The 19192-nt window shown below is 62.4% G+C and carries 11 protein-coding genes; all 11 read left to right on the plus strand.

The window, feature by feature from the left end; all coding sequences use genetic code 11:
* The first annotated feature begins 272 nt into the window (after window positions 1–272).
* The 11 genes from GGR36_RS04785 (at window position 273) to tssH (ending at window position 19185) form a co-directional block, all read left to right on the plus strand.
* On the plus strand, window positions 273–7691 hold the full coding sequence (locus GGR36_RS04785) for a hypothetical protein (RefSeq protein ID WP_242533088.1): 7419 nt from the start codon (window positions 273–275) through the stop codon (window positions 7689–7691).
* Between the two features lie 77 nt (window positions 7692–7768).
* A complete protein-coding gene (tssA, locus tag GGR36_RS04790; protein ID WP_183632416.1) occupies window positions 7769–8809 on the plus strand; it encodes a type VI secretion system protein TssA in 1041 nt (346 codons plus the stop codon).
* A gap of 56 nt (window positions 8810–8865) precedes the next feature.
* Window positions 8866–9375 carry a type VI secretion system contractile sheath small subunit gene (gene tssB / locus GGR36_RS04795; protein WP_183632424.1) on the plus strand — a complete coding sequence of 170 codons (510 nt, stop codon included), beginning with the start codon at window positions 8866–8868 and terminating at the stop codon, window positions 9373–9375.
* 47 nt (window positions 9376–9422) lie between these two features.
* Entirely contained in the window at window positions 9423–10919 is a 1497-nt protein-coding gene (tssC, locus tag GGR36_RS04800) for a type VI secretion system contractile sheath large subunit (protein ID WP_183632431.1), read from the plus strand.
* Window positions 10920–11089: 170 nt separating this feature from the next.
* Window positions 11090–11578, plus strand: a complete 489-nt coding sequence (locus GGR36_RS04805; protein WP_183632433.1) for an Hcp family type VI secretion system effector — start codon at window positions 11090–11092, stop codon at window positions 11576–11578.
* A gap of 80 nt (window positions 11579–11658) precedes the next feature.
* The gene (locus GGR36_RS04810; RefSeq protein ID WP_183632435.1) at window positions 11659–12150 is read left to right on the plus strand and encodes an Hcp family type VI secretion system effector; all 492 of its coding nucleotides are present in this window, start codon (window positions 11659–11661) and stop codon (window positions 12148–12150) included.
* Window positions 12151–12177: 27 nt separating this feature from the next.
* Window positions 12178–12993 carry a type VI secretion system accessory protein TagJ gene (locus GGR36_RS04815; RefSeq protein WP_183632437.1) on the plus strand — a complete coding sequence of 272 codons (816 nt, stop codon included), beginning with the start codon at window positions 12178–12180 and terminating at the stop codon, window positions 12991–12993.
* 2 nt (window positions 12994–12995) lie between these two features.
* A complete protein-coding gene (gene tssE, locus GGR36_RS04820) occupies window positions 12996–13502 on the plus strand; it encodes a type VI secretion system baseplate subunit TssE (RefSeq protein ID WP_183632439.1) in 507 nt (168 codons plus the stop codon).
* 9 nt (window positions 13503–13511) lie between these two features.
* Window positions 13512–15386: a type VI secretion system baseplate subunit TssF gene (tssF, locus tag GGR36_RS04825; protein ID WP_183632447.1), complete on the plus strand. Its 1875-nt coding sequence runs from the start codon at window positions 13512–13514 to the stop codon at window positions 15384–15386.
* On the plus strand, window positions 15362–16462 hold the full coding sequence (gene tssG / locus GGR36_RS04830) for a type VI secretion system baseplate subunit TssG (RefSeq protein ID WP_338086619.1): 1101 nt from the start codon (window positions 15362–15364) through the stop codon (window positions 16460–16462). The genes tssF and tssG overlap by 25 nt, the downstream gene beginning before the upstream one ends.
* Window positions 16459–19185, plus strand: a complete 2727-nt coding sequence (gene tssH / locus GGR36_RS04835; RefSeq protein ID WP_183632450.1) for a type VI secretion system ATPase TssH — start codon at window positions 16459–16461, stop codon at window positions 19183–19185. The genes tssG and tssH overlap by 4 nt, the downstream gene beginning before the upstream one ends.
* Window positions 19186–19192: the final 7 nt, after the last annotated feature.

Below are 19192 nucleotides of genomic sequence, written 5' to 3' on the forward strand. Positions count from 1 at the left end.
ACGGCGGCCCGGCCGGCATCACCCGCGTCGCCGGTGCGCTGGACGCCGGCAGCGCTCGCTCGGATGGCGGTCAGATCACCGTGACCGGCGAGAAAGTCTTGATCGACGCCGGTGCGCGTCTGGACGCTTCGGGCGCCAACGGCGGGCGGATTGCTCTTGGGGGCGGTGCGCAGGGCCGTGACACGACGATCCCTAATGCAGACCAGCTCCATGTTGCGTCCGGGGCCTCAATTACCGCGCAAGGCGGGGGTGCCGGACAGGGCGGGAACATCGTGCTGTGGTCGAACCGAAACACGGTCGTGGCCGGTGCGATATCAACCCGAGGTGGCAAAGGCGGCTTCATCGAGACGTCGTCCGCTGGCGGGCTCGATCTGCGCGTCGCACCGGATGCAGGGGTCGGCGGATCGTGGCTGATTGATCCCTACGACGTCGAGATCGTCAAAGGCGCAAGCAGCAACATCACCGTTACGCCGTCGCCACCTTCCCCCCCGACTGCCTTCACTCCCAACGCAAGCGGCGCCAAACTTGATGTGGACGTGCTGGACGCTGCGCTTGCGGGCGGAGCAAACGTCACGGTGACTACCTCTGCTGCTGGCGCGGAAGCGGGTGACATCACCCTGAAAACCGATCTCAAATACAGCAATGCCGGAAACAACAGCCTGACCCTGCATGCCGATCGGAACATCATTCTGAATGGGCAGATCCTGCCCAAGGCGTCCACGTCGGCAGACCGCCTGAACCTGATTCTCCAGCCCGGCGGCTCCGGCGAGATCCAGTTGCAAAACGGCACCATCGATCTGGGCCTCGGCGGCTTTACTGCCAGCGGTACCGTCAAATTGATGGCACCGGTCACACTCAACGCGGCGACAGCGAATTTTGGTGCCGTGTACGGCGCCAACACACTCACAGTCACCGCAACCGGCCCTGTCAGCTTCTCTGGAACTGTAGGGGCGGGAACCGGAGGGGCGCTGAGCAGCCTCAACGTGTCCGCGAGCACAATCAGCAGCAGCGCCGGCATCGTGACGACCGGGGCAACGACGCTGACCGGCGCGACCACCCTGAACGGTGCCTACACGACTACGAATGCGAACTTCCGTGTCAACGGAGCAAGCACTCTCGGAAGCGATGTCGATGTTGCAACCGGTAGCGGAACGATCACCTTCAGCGGCACGGTGGACGGCAGCCACACCCTCCAGACCACATCAAGTGCCGGGACGAGCTTTACCGCTGCCGTTGGCGGCGCCTCGCAACTGTCGAGCGTCCAGGTGACTGGGCCGGTCACGGCTGGCGGCGTCAATAGCAGCGGTGGAATCCTGTTCAATGGCACCGCCCGCCTCTCTGGCGGATACAACACGACGAACACGTCGATGATGGTCAACGGCGCGACGCAACTGGCCGGCGATGTTTTCATCGTAACCGGTAGCGGCGCCGTAAGCTTCGGCAGTTCCATCGACGGTGCGCATGTCTTCGAGACCACCACAACCGGCACAACGACTCTCAGCGGGCCAGTAGGCAGCTCTACTCGTCCCAATACGGTAATCGTGAACGGCCCTGTCATCGCCGGCGCAGTCGCCACGTCAGGCGCGATTTCCTTCCGCGACATTGCGTTGCTAAGTGGGGCCTACAGCACATCGGGTGGCGCCTTTTCGGTGGATGGCGCGACGACCCTGGGTGCTGACAGCTCTGTTACCTCCGGTGCGGGAACGATCAGCTTCAAGGCCTCGGTAGACGGCGCACACAGCCTGTCGACTACTTCCACTGCCGGCACCACGTTTTCGGCCGCGGTGGGGACTAGCGCGCCACTGAGCAGCCTCACAGTTACGGGACCAGCGACTGCCGGCAACATCGCAACAACTGGCGCAATCACCTTCAACGGAAGCGCGATACTAGGTGGTACTTACACCACGTCCGGCGGCGCGTTCAACACAACTGGCGCAATCACGCTCGGCGCCGCGACGGCGATATCAACCGGATCGGGCGCAATCACATTGGGTGGCGCCGTGGATGGCGCGCAAACGCTGTCCCTTTCCAGTTCGGGGACTACCACGCTTTCGGGGCAGATAGGGGGTACGAGTCCTCTGGTGAGTCTAACGACCGATGCCGGGGGCAGCACGCTCATCGACGTTTCGGGTTTAAGTTACCCCACTCAAGCCACGATCTCCACAACCGGCAATCAGACCTTCAACGACGCAGTCTCTATTGCGCAACCGACGCTGCTCAAAAGCACCGGTGGTGTCATCAGTTACGCGTCGATGACAACCGACGGAAACGGGCTCGCTGTGCGAGACACCGCGAATCCATGCGATCTCATGTCCGGAGCATTCTCGACATCTGGCTCGCTGCCCTGCCTCGCCCTGCAAGGCGCTACAACGCTGACGGCAACGGCGCCGCTTACGCTCTCCGGAACGATTGACGGTGCGTATGCACTGACGGTCGGAGGCAGTTTCACCAAGGTTTTTGCTGCGCCCATTGGCAGCACCACGCCCCTCGCGAGTCTTGATGTCACCGGCACTGGCGTTGCGCAACTCGGCAGTATCCGCACGAATGGCCCGATCACATTAGCCAGCCCGATGCAGTTGGCGGGCTCATACGCAACGGGTGGCGGCAGCTTTACCACCACGACCTCGGGGGTCACGACGCTTTCTGCAGATACTGAGGTGCATGCTGCAGGTGGAGCGATCACGCTGTCCGGCACCATGAACGGCGCGAGAAATCTCCTCCTGGACACGAGTGGCGTCACCCGCCTGGAAGCCGCCATTGGTGCCACGACGCCGCTGGCGAGCCTGACGACTGACGCATCCGGGGCGACCGTGCTAGCAATAAGGGGGATGAGTTATCCCGCCACACCCTCAGTGACGACCTCAGGCAATCAGATCTACAACGATGCGGTCACTCTTGAGCAGCCAACCTTCCTCAAGACCACGGCGGGCACGATCCTCTTCCCGTCTGGGCTGAGTACCGCCGGGTTCGGGTTCGCAACTCGCAGCGGCGCCACTGGTTGCGACGGACTCGCAGGGACCCTACCGGCTGTCGGCACCCTGCCCTGTCTTGATTTGCTGGGGCCGGTCACGCTAAACGCCGGTTCAGCGCTGACCTTCTCTGGCACTGTAAATGGTGCTCATGCGCTGGTGGTGACGGGCAATGCCAACAAGACTTTCGCCGCATCCGTCGGTGGATCTACTCCGCTCGCATCTCTGACCACTACAGGAACAGGCCTCACCTCACTGCGGGGTGTTGCGACAAGCGGCACAATTACGATTGGCGACGCGGCTGCGCTGAACGGCAGCATCGTCACAACTGGGGGTGGATTCACGGCCGGGGGGGTGACGACACTCGCTGGCGACGCATCAATCACGACCGGTAGCGGCAGTATTGCCTTTGCTGGGTCGGTCGACGGCGCGCACGCGCTAACGACCAGCAGTTTTGGCTCAACCCAATTCACCGGCGTCGTGGGTGGAACAACCCCGCTCACCGCCCTGAGCTCTAGCGGCGGCAGCATCACGGCGACGCAGTCGATTTCGACCACCGGTGCGGTGACCCTGAGCGGGAGCACGGTCAACGCATCCGGCATCACTGCCGGTGGCCCGATCACTCTGAATGGCCCGGCGTTCATCAAGGGCACCTTCACCACGTCGAACAACGCGTTCAACGCCAGCAACGCGGTTCAACTCGCAGGCGATGCCACGATCTCGACCGGCAGCGGCTCGATTCTTTTTGCGTCCACCGTCGATGGCCCGCATAGTCTGAACACCGCGTCGAGCGGCTCAAGCAGCTTCTCCGCGGCGATCGGCGGCACGGCCCCGCTGACCAGCTTTTCTGCCAGCGGCCCGGTCAGCGTCGGAAACGTGCGCACCACCGGCCTGCTCTCCTTCAGCGGCCCAACGACGCTGGCTGGCACCTATTCCACGACCAGCGGCAACTTCACTGTCAGTGGCGCTGCCACCCTGGGCGCCGACGTCTCGGTCAGCAGTGGTGGAGCGATCAGCTTTGGCGACCACCTGGACGGCGCGCACAACCTCGCACTGAACGCCCCCGGCGCGATCAACTTTACGCAATCGATTGGGGCAAGCACGCCGCTCACCACGCTGAACGTCACCGGTGCCGCCGTCTCGTCAGCACTGCCTGTGCATGCGAGCGGCGCGGTCACTCTGACAGCGGCCACCCTATCGCTCGCGGGTATCGATGCCGGGGGGCCGGTCAATCTGGTTGGCGCCAGCAGCCTGAGCGGCGCCTACACGACAACGAATGCCGACGTCACGCTCAATGGCGCTGCCTCTCTCACCGGTGCGACTTCAATCTCAACCGGTGGCGGGGCAATTGCCTTCCTTTCTTCGCTCGACGGCGCCCATGCGCTGACGACGTCCTCGACAAGAGGAACACGCTTTGTCGGGCCGCTTGGCAGCGCAACCCGCTTGACAAGCGTCTCGGTCACCGGACCGGTCGAGATCCACAGCGCTTCGACGACGGGCAATTTCACTGTCTCCGGTCCCGCGCTAATCGGCGGCGCCCTGGACCTGACAAGCGGCTCACTTTCGGTCGGCGGCGCAACGCGCCTGCTTGCCGACACGTCCGTACGGGCGCACGCGGGCAGCGCGGCGTTCACCGGCGCGGTAGACGGCGCGAGCACCCTGACCGTCCTGTCAGCCAGCGGCGCAACGTTTGGCGCACCGGTCGGAGCCTCATCCGCACTCAATGGCTTGTCGGTCACCGGTCCCGCCAATCTCGCCGACGTCAGCACCCACGGCGATGTCACGGTCGCCGGCCCGGCAGTGCTCGGCGGTAACTACCTGACCAGCGGCGGCGACTTCCGCATGAGCGGCGCAACAACGCTCTTGCGCGACACCAGTATCGAAACTGGCGTCGGCGCCATCGCGCTGTCCGGAAACATTGACGGCGCGCATAGCCTCACCGTGAGCAACACCGGAACGAGCACTTTCGGCGGGCAACTCGGCTCGACCTTCGCGCTTGCCACACTGTCCGTCAACGCCGGCACGCTCCAGATCACGGGTGATACACACAGTAGCGGCGACGTCGCGCTGAGCGCTTCAGGGCTTGTCATCAATGGCATCAGTGCCGGAGGCGCGATCAGCCTCAGCGGCCCGTCCACGCTGAGCGGCCATTTCAGCACCGCGAACCGTAGCTTGACCATCGGCGGCAAGACCACCCTCTCGGGCGACACCGACGTCAGCACAGGCACCGCTGGCGCGAGCTTCTCGGGCACCGTCGACGGCGCCCACCGCCTCAATCTGACGGCTTCCTCCGCACAGTTCCTCGACGCCGTTGGGGCTGACACCGCACTGACCGGGCTGCAGGTGACGGGCGACACCAACGCAGGCAGCATCAGGACAACCGGCGCCATGCTGTTCGACGGCGCGGCCAGACTCAACGGCAACTACCAGACTGGCGGCGGCAACTTCACCGTCCGAGGCGCTACCGCGATGCTGGGCGATGTCAGCGTCAATGCGGCCGCCGGCAGCATCCGTTTCGAAAGCCCCGTGGACGGTGCTCATCGCCTGGGCACTGCATCGAGTACCGGCACCACCTTTGTTGGCACGATCGGCGGCACAACGGCGGCGACCGGCGTAACGGTCGCGGGCCCGCTGACCGCCAACGACATCAACATCAACGGGCCCTTGCAGGTATCCGGAGACGCCCGCCTCGGTGGCCGTTACCAGACCAACGGGGGCGCACTTACCCTCAACGGAAACCTCGAACTTACTGGCGACGTCGCGCTAAGTTCAGACGCCGGCACGCTCACGTTGACAGGTGCGGTCAATGGTCACGAGAACCTCACCCTCTTCAGTACCAATGCCATCTCGCTCTCCTCGCCCGTCGGAGCCAGCACTGCGCTTCGTTCCCTGAACGTGACCGGACCGGCCAATCTGGTCGGCGTGCACAGCACCGGTGCAATCTCGATCTCTGGCAATTCGACGATTGCCGGCAGATTCATTTCGGACGCGGGTGAAGTTTCGCTATCCGGACAAATCCTGCTTGCCGCCGACACTTCCATGGATGGCGCCACTGCAAAACTCTCGGGAACAGTCGATGGCGCGCACACATTGGCAGTGAACGCGAGCGACCGGGTGACGCTCAACGGTGCGATGGGCACCTCCACCCCCATCGACAGCCTCACCGTGAGCGCCGGCACTCGTATTGACGAAGCTGTAACGCAGCTCGCGACCCGCAAGGAGCAGACGTGGAACGGACCTGTCTGGCTTGGCTCCGATAGCAATCTTGCCAGTCGTGAAGCTGGCGCAATTACCTTCAACGGACCGGTGAACAGTGGCAGTGGCGCCCGCCTGTCCGTCGCCACCACAGGATCAACGCGCTTCACCGCGCCGATCGGGGCCGAAGGCGCGCTTGGTTCTCTCGTGACCGACAACACGGGCGCCGCATCGGAATCCACGACACTCGACTTCGCTACCCCGGCCGGGCGCCCGACGGTGCGAACGACCGGTGACATCAACATCGCCGACGCGCTCGTCACGCACAGCGCGTTCCGCTTCGTAGCCGGCGGTCGCATCACCGCAGACAACGCGGCAAATCGTCTCGATCCGTCCGCGAGCGTTGGCGTCGAAGCGGACAGCGCGGGGTTGTTCAATTCGGCCGGACTCCGACTCGGCGACGTTCGTCTGGCCAACGGCGGGCGTCTAGCCAGCGACGGCATCCTGGCCATCGATGGAAATCTGCGCCTTGATGGAGGCACCCTTGCGATCGTCAGCAACGCCATACCCACAGTGCTGACGCGGTACACGGACGAAGCCCTCAATGAAGCGATCCGGCGCACTGGTCTGAGCACCTATCGTTTCCAGTCAGCAGAGCTTCCCGAGTACAGCGCGGCAATCGAACAAGGCAGCACATCCACGATACAAACGGCTGCGGGCAGTCTGCTGTCCCTGCAAGCCAGTCAAGGTGCATCGATCAATCTCGAAGGCAAAGACAATGCCGTCCACGGAGGCATCTCCGCCAGTAGCGGGAAGTTCGGCGATAACTCGCGCTTCGTCCCGACCGCCACCACAGTCCCAGTAGGTTTTGTGCGATTGCACTCAGACGAGCTCAATGTTGCCGGGGCGCCGTCCACAGATCAGGACCGCCTGGCTGCGGGCATTCTCGGCGACGCGATCAAACTCACCGCTGCGCGCCTGAAGACCGGCACCGATGGCTTGATCAAGGCACGCTTGCCATATATCGATGCCCAAGGCGTTCCGACCTCGCTGCCAGGTGTCCAGTTCGACATCCTGACGCCAGGGCTCACGGCTCGGGGCTACGGCACCCCAGCGCAAAGCGACTGGATCCGGATACAGGTTGGCGACGGTCAACGCGGCGGTTTCGTGACCCTGACACCCAAAGGCGCGTTCCGGCCCGACTTCGCCGTCTTCGCAGGTGGTGAGAGCGCGCAGATACCGTTCTATGACGGCACCAACGTGCTAACCGAGATCCAGATCTATTACAACGGGGCGCTCTCTCAGAACGCCAACCTTGTAGGTGCGCTTACCGCCGTTTCGGCCGTCGCTGAAGATGCGCGGCGCCAGAAGATCGAAGACTCGGTGCGCACCGAAAACGTCACACGGCGACTCCGGGCCGGAGTCATTGCCGAAGTGGGCCCTGGACGGCCAGCCACGACCGACACTGAAGGACTTGGTCGCCCAGAACTCTGCGAACCGGGTGAATATTCACTGTCATGCAAGTAGTCGATGCGTCATGATCTGTGCAAAATAAGCAGGCATCATCGGCACGCGAACCAGCACCACTTTCCAGAGGGGGTATCGTGGATCTTGAGGATTGGCTGAAACCGGTTTCGGACGAGTCCGCCTGCGGGCCCAACCTCGAATACGACCCGGCTTTTCTCGAACTCGAAGAAGCCGCGAAAGTGCAGCCGGACCAGGAGTTCGGCACCGACAGTAGCGGCAACGTGCGTCGCATAGAGGGCAGCGGCCCCGACTGGCCGCAGGTACGTCGTCTTTCAACCGCCCTTCTCACCCGCACCAAAGATCTTCGCGTTGCGATCTATCTGATGCGGGCGCTCACGCGGACCGAAGGCTTCAAAGGATTCGCCGAGGGTCTTGCGCTGGTTCATGGCCTCCTCGATCGGTACTGGGAAGGGATACATCCTGAGCTCGATGCAGAGGATGACAATGATCCGACGATGCGGGTCAACGCCCTTGCTCCGCTGACCTCCGTCGAAGCCGTAGTGGGCGATTTGCGTGAGGCTTGGCTGGTGCGGACGAGGCAAGCCGGGCCAGTCACGGTTCGCGACATTGAAGTCCTCGCCGGCAAATTGCCCGCCCGCGGTGACTCTCCCCTGACAGAAACGCAGATCACCGGAATGCTCTCGGCCGGCCTCGCCGAGGACCCCGAGTTGCCGTCTCGCGTTCGCGCCGCCTTCGATGGCGTAAAAGCGGTGGAAGCACTGCTTGGCGACAAGGTTGGCAGCGCACAGGCGATTGATCTAAAACCAATTCTGGCGTCGCTTTTTTCCGTTCGGCAACTCATTGAACGGGTGGCACCGGAAGCAAGCCCGGCAGAGGCGTCAAGCGATGGCGAGGCCATCCAGGCCGGCGCATCTCAGGGCGGGATACAGGCCACGGCAAGACCGGGAGAAATTCGCACGCGCGAAGACGTTGTTGCCACACTTGAGCGCGTTTGCGACTACCTTAAAAAGAACGAACCGGGCAATCCGGTCCAGTTGGTGCTTCGACGCGCGCAACGCATGATGAACATGAACTTCCTTGAGTTGTTGAATGACATGGCTCCGGACGGACTCTCCCAGGCAGAGACAGTCGTTGGCGCCAAGCTTGAAAGCGAGTAAAGCCCGTCGCGGCCTCGCAATTGGGGCCAAGACTTCACACCTGACCGGAGGCAGACATGGCGGATAGCAGCCAGAAATTCATCGCGCGGAATCGCGCACCGCGCGTTCAGATCGAATATGACGTCGAACTCTACGGCGCGGAAAAAAAGGTTCAGTTGCCGTTCGTGATGGGCGTGCTCGCCGATCTCTCCGGCAAGCCGGCGGAACCGCTGGCGCCCGTTGCTGACCGCAAGTTCCTCGAGATTGATGTCGACAATTTCGACAGCCGCCTCAAGTCCATGAAACCGCGCGTCTCCTTTGCCGTGCCAAACACGCTGACTGGCGAGGGCAATCTCAACGTCGAATTGACGTTCGAGAGCATGGACGACTTTTCGCCGGCGGCAGTCGCGCGCAAGGTCGACGCATTGAACAAGCTTCTGGAAGCCCGCCAGCAGCTCTCCAACCTCATTACTTACATGGACGGGAAGACCGGCGCCGAAGAGCTGATTTCGCAGGTTCTTAGCGACCCTGCGCTGCTCCAGACGCTGGCTGCGGCCCCGAAACCTGCCGAAGAGCCGGGCGCCTGAGCGCCCCTCATCGGTAAATCCATCGACATCAGCCGGAGGCAACCCGAATGGCCGATAACCAGATGCAGACTGAATCGCAAGCTGCAACCACCGCGCAGGAAGGTAACGAGTTCTCGTCGCTTCTTCAGCGTGAATTCAAGCCGAAGACCGACGAGGCGCGCGATGCGGTCAGCCGCGCAGTCCAGACCCTCGCTCAACAAGCCCTGTCCCAGACCCAGTTGATCGGTGCAGACGTCATCAAGACGATCGAATCGATGATCGCCGAGCTGGACAAGAAGCTGTCCGAGCAGATCAACCTGATCATGCACAACGAAGACTTCCAGAAGCTGGAAGGCGCCTGGCGCGGGCTTCATTACCTCGTCAACAACACGGAAACCGACGAGCAGCTGAAGATCCGCGTAATGAACATCTCCAAGAACGACCTCGGCAAAACGCTGAAGCGTTACAAGGGTACGGCCTGGGATCAGAGCCCGCTGTTCAAGAAGCTGTACGAAGAGGAATACGGCCAGTTCGGCGGCGAGCCTTTCGGCTGCCTTGTTGGCGACTATCACTTCGACCAGAGTGCACCGGATGTGGAGTTGCTCGGCGAAATGGCCAAGGTGGCTGCATCCGCCCACGCGCCCTTCATCGCCGGCGTTTCGCCAACCTTGATGCAGATGGGCTCGTGGCAGGAGCTAGCCAATCCGCGTGACCTGACCAAGATCTTCTCGACCCCCGAATACGCCGCCTGGCGCTCGCTGCGCGAGTCCGACGACGCACGCTACATCGGCCTGGCCATGCCGCGCTTTCTCGCACGCCTTCCGTACGGTGCGCGCACCAGCCCGGTCGAAGCCTTCAATTTTGAAGAGGATACCGGCGCGGCCGACCACAGCAAGTACACCTGGGCGAATTCGGCCTACGCAATGGCGGTGAACATCAATCGCTCTTTCAAACAATACGGTTGGTGCTCACGGATCCGCGGCATCGAGTCCGGCGGCGCAGTCGAAGGCCTTCCGGTGCACAGTTTCCCGACGGACGATGGCGGCGTGGACATGAAGTGTCCGACCGAGATTGCGATCAGCGATCGTCGTGAAGCGGAACTCGCAAAGTGCGGCTTCATGCCGCTAATCCACCGCAAGAACTCCGATTTCGCGGCCTTCATCGGGGCGCAGTCCCTGCAAAAGCCCACCGAGTACGACGACCCGGATGCCACCGCCAACGCAAACCTTGCAGCGCGCCTGCCCTACCTTTTTGCATGCTGCCGTTTTGCGCACTACCTCAAGTGCATCGTGCGCGACAAGGTCGGTTCGTTCAAGGAGCGCGATGACATGGAGCGCTGGCTCCAGAAGTGGATCATGAACTATGTCGACGGTGATCCGGCGCACTCGTCGGAAGAAACCAAGGCGCGTCGTCCGCTTGCTGCCGCAGAAGTCAGGGTCGAGGAAATCGAGGGCAACCCCGGCTACTACTCTTCCAAGTTCTTCCTGCGCCCGCACTACCAGCTCGAAGGCCTCACCGTTTCACTTCGTCTGGTGTCGAAGCTGCCTTCGCAAAAGGCCGCCTGAAATGCGCCCGGCGCAAGCCGGGCGCACATGTCTCACCGCAGCACCGCATTGTTACATCGCCGACATTGCTGGAGGTCGGCACTGGATCGGGCGGGCACTCCGATTAGTGCTCATGACGAACCCGCTCGCGACGAGCGCGATCAGCACGCAACCAACGAAGGAGAGGCACCATGGCAGTTGATATGTTCATGAAGATCAAGGGAATCGACGGTGAATCCCACGACAAGACGCACAAAAAGGAAATCGATGTGCTCGCCTGGAGTTGGGGCATGTCGCAGTCCGGCACCACCCACATGGGCGGCGGCGGCGGTTCCGGCAAGGTCAACGTCCAAGACCTCTCGTTCACGAAGTGGGTCGATGCGTCCTCTCACGCGCTGATGCTGTCCTGCTGTAACGGCGAGCACCACGATGACGCAGTTCTGGTCGTCCGCAAGGCCGGCAAGGACCCGCTTGAGTACATCAAGATCACGATGAACGAAGTGATCGTTACCTCGGTAAGCACCGGTGGCAGTGGTGGCGAAGATCGACTGACCGAGAACGTCACCCTGAACTTCGCCAAGGTGAAGTTTGAATACCAGCCGCAGAACGACAAAGGCGGCGCAGAGGGCGGTCCGAAGATCGTCGGTTGGAACATCGCAGAGAACACCCCGTTCGGTTAAGCAGCGCATCGGGCCTTGGAGAACGCCGCTCTCCAAGGCCTTTTTTCCACCTTTATCCCCAGTGACGGAGACTCGCAGCGATGTCCCAGCGCGACATGTTTGCCAAGATCGAAGGCACAAAACAGGGCGTCATTAAGGGCGAGTCGGTAGACCCTCAGCACCCTGACGAGATTCACGTACTCAGCTGGGCTTGGGGCATGGACGCATCCCAGGAAGCCCTCGGCACCCGCAGTGGCCGCACGTCGATGCAGGAACTGGAGATCACCAAGCGCGTCGATTCCGCGACGACCCCGCTGATGGCCGCTCTCCGCAACAATGAACTGATCAAGAAACTCACACTGACCGTCCGCAAATCTGGCGGCGTTGACGCGCTGGATTACTTCTCGATCACTCTTGAGAAGGCACGCATCACCCATCAACGTATCGAAGGCGGCAATGAAGCCGACAGCACGGTGCTTTCTGAAGTGATTCGCGTCGGGTTCCAGAAGATCGCAGTCCAGTATCAACCCCAGACCAAGTCCGGCGGATCTCGCGGCGCAATGATCTTCGAGACAGACGTTCAGCCCGACTAACGCATTCCCAATTTCAGGAACACGCAGATGAACCCGGTTGCCGCAGCAGAACAAGCCATTCGCGACGCAGATCCCGATGCCGCGCTCAAGCATCTGCAAGATGGCGTGCGCGCCAACCCGTCGGACCCCAAGTTGCGTGTATTCCTGTTCCAGTTGCTGTCTGTGCTCGGTCAGTGGGACCGGGCCTTGAATCAATTGAACGTCGCCGCGGAACTGGATGCCTCGACGCTGGCAATGGCGCAGATGTATCGCGAAGCCTTGCGTTGCGAAGTACTCCGGGCGGAAGTGTTTTCCGGCCGGCGTTCGCCGCTGATTTTCGGCATGCCGCAGCAGTGGCTTGCTCTGCTGATCGAATCCCTGCTCACCGCTGGACAAGGCGACGCTGCGCACGCTGGCCAACTGCGCGAGGCCGCCTTCGAGCAAGCACCGCCAACCTCGGGAACACTCGACGGTGAAGCCTTCGACTGGATCGCAGACGCCGATATGCGCTTGGGCCCCGTCTGCGAGGCAGTGATCAACGGCAAGTACTACTTCGTGCCCTTTGAGGCGCTGAGCAGGATATCTATCGAAGCGCCCGAAGATCTGCGCGACCTTGTCTGGATGCCCGCCCATTTCGAATTCACCAACGGCGGAGAAGCGGTCGGTGTGATCCCGACTCGCTATGCCGGCTCGGAATCGGATCCTGATCCTCTGATCCGGCTGGCCCGCAAGACCGAGTGGAATGAACCTGCAAGCGGTGTATTCCATGGACTGGGCCAACGCATCTTCACGACCGATGCGGGAGACCACCCCCTGATGGGCATTCGCGAGATTCGCTTTACACCGCAGACAACCGCCGAGTAAGCATGGTCGAACAAACGCCGCTGGACCGCCTGCAACCCGCACTGCTCGACCGGCTGACCGACGACGAGCCAGACAAGAAAATCGAGCCGAGGGAAAAGCGCGTGCTGTCCAAGAGCCAACTGCGCGCGGCCGTGTTGCGCGACCTTGGCTGGCTCATGAATGCGACGCGACTCGCGGCAACCGAAGACCTCAGCGACTATCCGGAGGTCGAACGATCCGTGATCAACTTCGGGCTGCCGGCGTTTTCCGGCGAGACTGCGTCGACTCTCGAGGTCGCGGACCTCGAACGTGCCATTCGCGAGGCGATCCTCCGTTTTGAGCCCCGGATTCTCGCCGATACCCTGGTTGTGGAAGCGGTCACGCTCGACAGCGTGCTCAACTGGCACAACATCGTCAGCGTAAAGATTTCGGCCCAGCTTTGGGCGCAGCCGGTTCCCCTTGAACTGTTGCTGCGTACCGAGGTTGACCTGGAAACCGGCCAGGTCGAACTGGCTGACACAAAGGGCTGATTCAGGAACATGGATCCGCGCCTGCTCCGTTACTACAACGAAGAACTCCGGCACCTCCGCGAGATGGGGGCGGAGTTCGCTTACCAGTTCCCGAAGATCGCGGGGCGCTTGGGTATCGACGGCATCGAGGTGACTGACCCGTACGTCGAACGCCTGATGGAAGGCTTCGCCTTTCTCACCTCACGGGTTCAGCTGAAACTCGACGCAGAGTTCCCTCGCTTTACCCAGCGCTTGCTGGAGATGCTGTATCCGCATTACCTCGCGCCGACGCCTGCGATGGTGGTGGCGCAGATCCAGCCGGCGCTGGGTGACCCGAACCTTGGCGCCGGCGTTCCGATCCCTCGGGGCACAGCCCTGCAAGGCGCGATGGGAAAGAACGACGTGACGGCCTGCGAGTTCACCACGGCGCAGGAGGTCACGCTGTGGCCACTCGAGATTGCTGAGGCGCGCTATTTCTCGTTCGCGCCCGATCTTCCAGTGCCAACCCTGCCAGCCGGCGCGCGCGTCAGAGGTGGCGTGCGCCTGCGATTGCGTGCGACAGCCGGACTCACATTCAAGGAGATCAAGGCCGACCGCTTGCGCTTCTACCTTGGTGGCGCAGATGAAGTGGCCTACCGGCTGCATGAATTCATTGGCGCATCGATGCTTGGCGCCATCGCTGCCCCGCCGGGGCAAGCGTCCGTCTGGCACAAAGTGCTCGACGCGGAACAGGTCCGGCTCGTCGGTTACGACGATGACGAGGCCCTGCTCCCAACAACGACTCGGGCGTTTGGCGGCTATCGCTTGCTACAGGAGTATTTCTCCTTTCCGCAGCGATACATGTTCTTTGAGGTATCGGGTCTGAGCCAGGCTTTTGCCCGACACGATGGCAACGAGATCGAACTGTCCCTGCTGTTTGGTAGAGGTGACGCGGCGCTCGAGGGCGTTGTCGAAGCGGCCAACTTCTTGTTGCATTGCACACCGGCGATCAACCTGTTCTCTCGCCGCACGGACCGGATTCATGTCGACGACAGCAACCACGAATTCCAGGTAATCGTCGATCGGACGCGGCCGATGGATTTCGAGGTCTACGACCTCCAGGAAGTCACCGGCCACGGCACCGGCCCAGACAGTGAACAGCGATTCGAGCCTTTCTACGCGGAGATCCGCGGCGACGAATCCCACTCGCACGGTTTCTACACACTCCGTCGCGAACCGCGCCTGTATTCGGACAAACAGAAGCGCGTAGGCGCGCGTTCGAGCTACATCGGTAGCGAAGTCTTCATCTCGCTGGTCGATCCGAAAGAGGCGCCCTACCGCGCGGACCTGCGCCAGCTCTCGCTGCGCGCACTGTGCTCGAATCGCGACCTGCCTATCCTTATGCCGCTGGGCCTGACCAAGAGCGACTTCACGCTCGACATCTCGGCCCCGGTCGAAGCGATACGTGTAATCAAGGGGCCGTCCAAGCCTTATGCGGCGATAGCCGATGGCGCCACCGCCTGGAAGCTGATCAGCCACCTGTCGTTGAACCATCTCTCGATGATCGATACCGACAAGCAGACCGGCGCGGCAGCGCTGCGCGAACTGCTTGACCTGTACGCCAGCACGGCGGACGCCGGTATGCGACGTCAGATCGAAGGGGTGCGTTCCATTTCATCCGAGCCGATTGTTACTCGCCTACCCATGCCAGGGCCTTTGTGCTTTGGCCGTGGCATGCAGATATCGCTCGAAGTCGACGAACTCGCCTTTGAGGGCGGTAGCGCCTTCCTTCTTGGTTCGGTCATGGAGCGCTTTTTTGCGCGCCATGCCAGCCTCAACAGCTTTACCGAGACAGTCCTGCGCTCACTGACGCGCGGCCAGATCATGCATTGGAGGGCACGGTGCGGACTGCGGCCGACGCTATAAGACAGGCGAGTCGCGACGCCCTGTTCGACGCGATCGCGCGCGAGCCGTGGAAGCACGATTTCTATCAGGCCTTGCGCCGACTCGAGTGCCTTCACCCCGAGCAGCCGCGATGGGGCCAGGCGCTCAAACCGGCTGACGAACCGCTGCGGCTGGGCCAGGAACCGGCAATGTCTTTCGCACCGGCCAGCCTGTCAGCTCTGGCGCGCCCTGCATCAACACCGACACCGAGGCTCGAGGTACGCTTCTTCGGCCTCTTCGGGCCCAACGGCCCCCTACCCCTGCACCTGACCGAATATGCCCGCGGTCGCCTGATGAATGCCGGCGATCCGACGTTCGCGCGTTTCGCCGACATCTTTCATCACCGTCTGCTCACCCTGTTCTACCGTGCCTGGGCGCAAGCCCAGCCGACCGTCAGCCTTGATCGGCCGGCAGAAGACCGCTTCGGCTATCACCTTGGTGCAACATTCGGCCTTGGCATGCCCAGCGTCCGGAACCGCGATGCACTTCCAGACATGGCCAAGCTGCACCACGCCGGCCTGCTGAGCCGGCAAGTGCGCAACGCCGAGGGCCTCGCGCAGTTCGTCGCCGGCTCGCTGCGCCTTCCAGCCCAGGTGGAACAATTCGTCGGCCACTGGATGACGATGGACCCTCGCGACCGCACCCGCCTTGGTGGCGCGACTGCACGCCTGGGTCGCAACGCACTTTCCGGTTCGCGGGTGTGGGATCGACAGCACAAGTTCCGCCTGCAACTCGGGCCGATGTCGATCGATCAGTACCTCGGGCTGCTGCCAGGCACCCCGGGCATCGCCACCCTTGCCGCCTGCGTGCGCAATTACGTTGGCGACGAATTCGCATGGGACGCACGCCTCTGCCTGCGCCAGGCGGATGTGCCCAAGCTCCGACTCGGTCGGCGCGCCAGTCTTGGCATGACCACCTGGCTCGGCGCGCGCAAGCAATTGCGTGACGCGGACGATCTGGTGCTCGATGTCGAACGCATTCTCAAACGGTCCGCAGCACGTTATCAAGATGCCGGCGGCGGCCCCTCCAACCTCAATCACCAAGCGAGAAACCCATGAGCGAAATCAGTCGCGTCGCACTCTTCGGCAAGCTCAACAGCCTGGGTTACAAGGCCATCGAGGGCGCCACCGTTTTCTGCAAGCTGCGCGGGAATCCGTATGTCGAGCTTGTGCATTGGATTGCCCAGATCCTGCAGAACCCCGATTCGGATCTGCACCACATCGTGCGGCACTTCGAACTGGACTCCGGCAAGCTCGCCGGCGACATCACCAACGCGCTGGATCGGCTTCCGCGCGGCTCGACGGCCATCTCCGACCTTTCGGAGCACGTCGAGAACGCCGTGGAACGGGGCTGGGTGTATGGATCATTGCTCTACAAGGACACCCAGGTCCGCACCGGCTACCTCGTGCTCGGCGCGCTCAAGACCCCCAGCCTGCGCAACGCACTATCGAGCATTTCCAAGCAGTTCGACCGTATCAAGCCCGACACCCTCAGCGATGACTTCTCGCGCATCGTTGCCGGCTCGCCCGAAGACGGAGAAGCCGCGTCGGATGGCAGCGGCGCGCCGGGAGAAGCGAGCGGCGCGATTGCACCTGCTGCAATGGGCAAGCAGGAGGCTCTGAAGAAATTCACCGTCGACCTGACCGAGCAAGCGCGCGGCGGAAAGATGGACCCGATCGTCGGGCGTGACGACGAGATCCGGCAGGTTGTCGATATCCTGATGCGGCGCCGCCAGAACAATCCGATCCTGGTGGGCGAAGCCGGCGTCGGCAAGACGGCGGTTGTTGAAGGCTTCGCACAACGCATCGCGCGCGGCGATGTACCGCCAAGCCTGAAGGATGTCGTGTTGCGCTCGCTCGACGTCGGCCTGCTCCAGGCCGGCGCGAGCATGAAGGGCGAGTTCGAGCAGCGCCTGCGCTCGGTGATCGAGGAAGTCCAGTCCAGCCCCAAGCCAATCATCCTCTTCATCGACGAGACGCACACCCTGGTCGGCGCGGGTGGTGCAGCCGGCACCGGCGATGCAGCCAACCTGCTCAAGCCTGCGCTTGCCCGCGGCACCTTGCGCACCATTGGCGCCACCACCTTCGCCGAGTACAAGAAGCACATCGAAAAGGACCCTGCCCTGACCCGCCGCTTCCAGACGGTGCAGGTTGACGAGCCTGACGAGCCCAAGGCGATCCTGATGATGCGCGGCGTCGCCTCGACGATGGAACAGCACCACAAGGTGCAGATCCTTGACGAAGCGCTTGAAGCTGCGGTCAAGCTCTCGCATCGCTACATCCCGGCGCGCCAGTTGCCGGACAAGTCGGTGAGCCTGCTCGATACGGCAAGCGCGCGCGTGGCCGTCAGCCTGCATGCCGTACCGGCCGAGGTCGACGACAGCCGCAAGCGCATTGAAGGCCTGGAAACCGAGCTGGCGATCATCGGCCGCGAAAAGGCGATCGGCATCGAGATCGGCAAGCGCGAGGTCGACGCCAACGAACAGTTGGGCCACGAACGCGAGCGCCTCGCGGCCCTGGAAACCCGCTGGGCGGCCGAGAAGGAACTCGTCAACCGGCTGCTCGACCTGCGCGCCAAGCTACGCGCCGGCATCAAGCCGGTCGAAGGTACCGGCAGCAAGCTAGAAGCTGCGGCCGATGCGGTCGCAAGCACCGTCGTGCCCGCCGCCGACGAAGCTGCCGAACAAGCCGAGCGCGATGCGCAACTTGCTGAACTGAAGGCGGTGCAGAGCCAGTTGGCCGAATTGCAAGGCGAGAATCCGCTGATCCTGCCAACAGTGGACTATCAGGCGGTTGCCAGCGTCGTCGGCGACTGGACCGGCATCCCGGTCGGCCGCATGGCGCGCAACGAAGTCGAGACCATCCTGAACCTCGCCAAGACACTCGGCGAACGGGTGATCGGCCAGGACCACGCGATGGAGATGATCGCCAAGCGCATCCAGACCTCGCGTGCCGGCCTCGATAATCCGCAGAAACCGATTGGTGTCTTCATGCTCGCCGGCACGTCCGGCGTCGGCAAGACGGAGACAGCGCTAGCTCTGGCCGAGGCACTGTATGGCGGAGAGCAGAACCTCATCATCATCAACATGAGTGAGTACCAGGAGGCGCACACCGTCTCCACGCTCAAGGGCGCCCCGCCGGGATACGTCGGCTACGGAGAAGGCGGCGTGCTGACCGAGGCGGTGCGTCGCAAGCCTTACTCGGTCGTGCTGCTCGACGAAGTTGAGAAAGCCCACCCTGACGTGCATGAGATCTTCTTCCAGGTCTTCGACAAGGGCTTCATGGAAGACGGAGAGGGCCGCTTCATCGATTTCAAGAACACGCTGATCCTACTGACCACCAATGCCGGCACCGAAATGATTGCCGGCATGTGCCGCGATCCGGAATTGCTGCCCGATCCGGAAGGCCTCGCCAAGGCCCTGCGCGAGCCCTTGCTCAAGATCTTCCCGCCTGCCCTGCTCGGCCGCTTGGTCACGATTCCCTACTACCCGCTGTCCGACGAGATGCTCGGCAAGATCGTCAAGCTGCAACTCAACCGCATCAAGAAGCGGGTCGAGGCGCGTTACAAGATTCCGTTCGAGTATTCCGACGATGTGATCAAGCTGGTCGTTTCCCGCTGCACCGAAAGCGAATCCGGTGGCCGCATGATCGATGCAATCTTGACTAACACCATGCTGCCGGACATCTCCCGCGAGTTCCTGACACGGATGATGGAAGGAAGTCCAATCACGCGCGTCACGGTCGGCATTGAGAACAACGATTTCACATACGGTTTCGATTAACTCGAAG

Source organism: Niveibacterium umoris (genome assembly GCF_014197015.1).
Classification (GTDB): domain Bacteria; phylum Pseudomonadota; class Gammaproteobacteria; order Burkholderiales; family Rhodocyclaceae; genus Niveibacterium; species Niveibacterium umoris.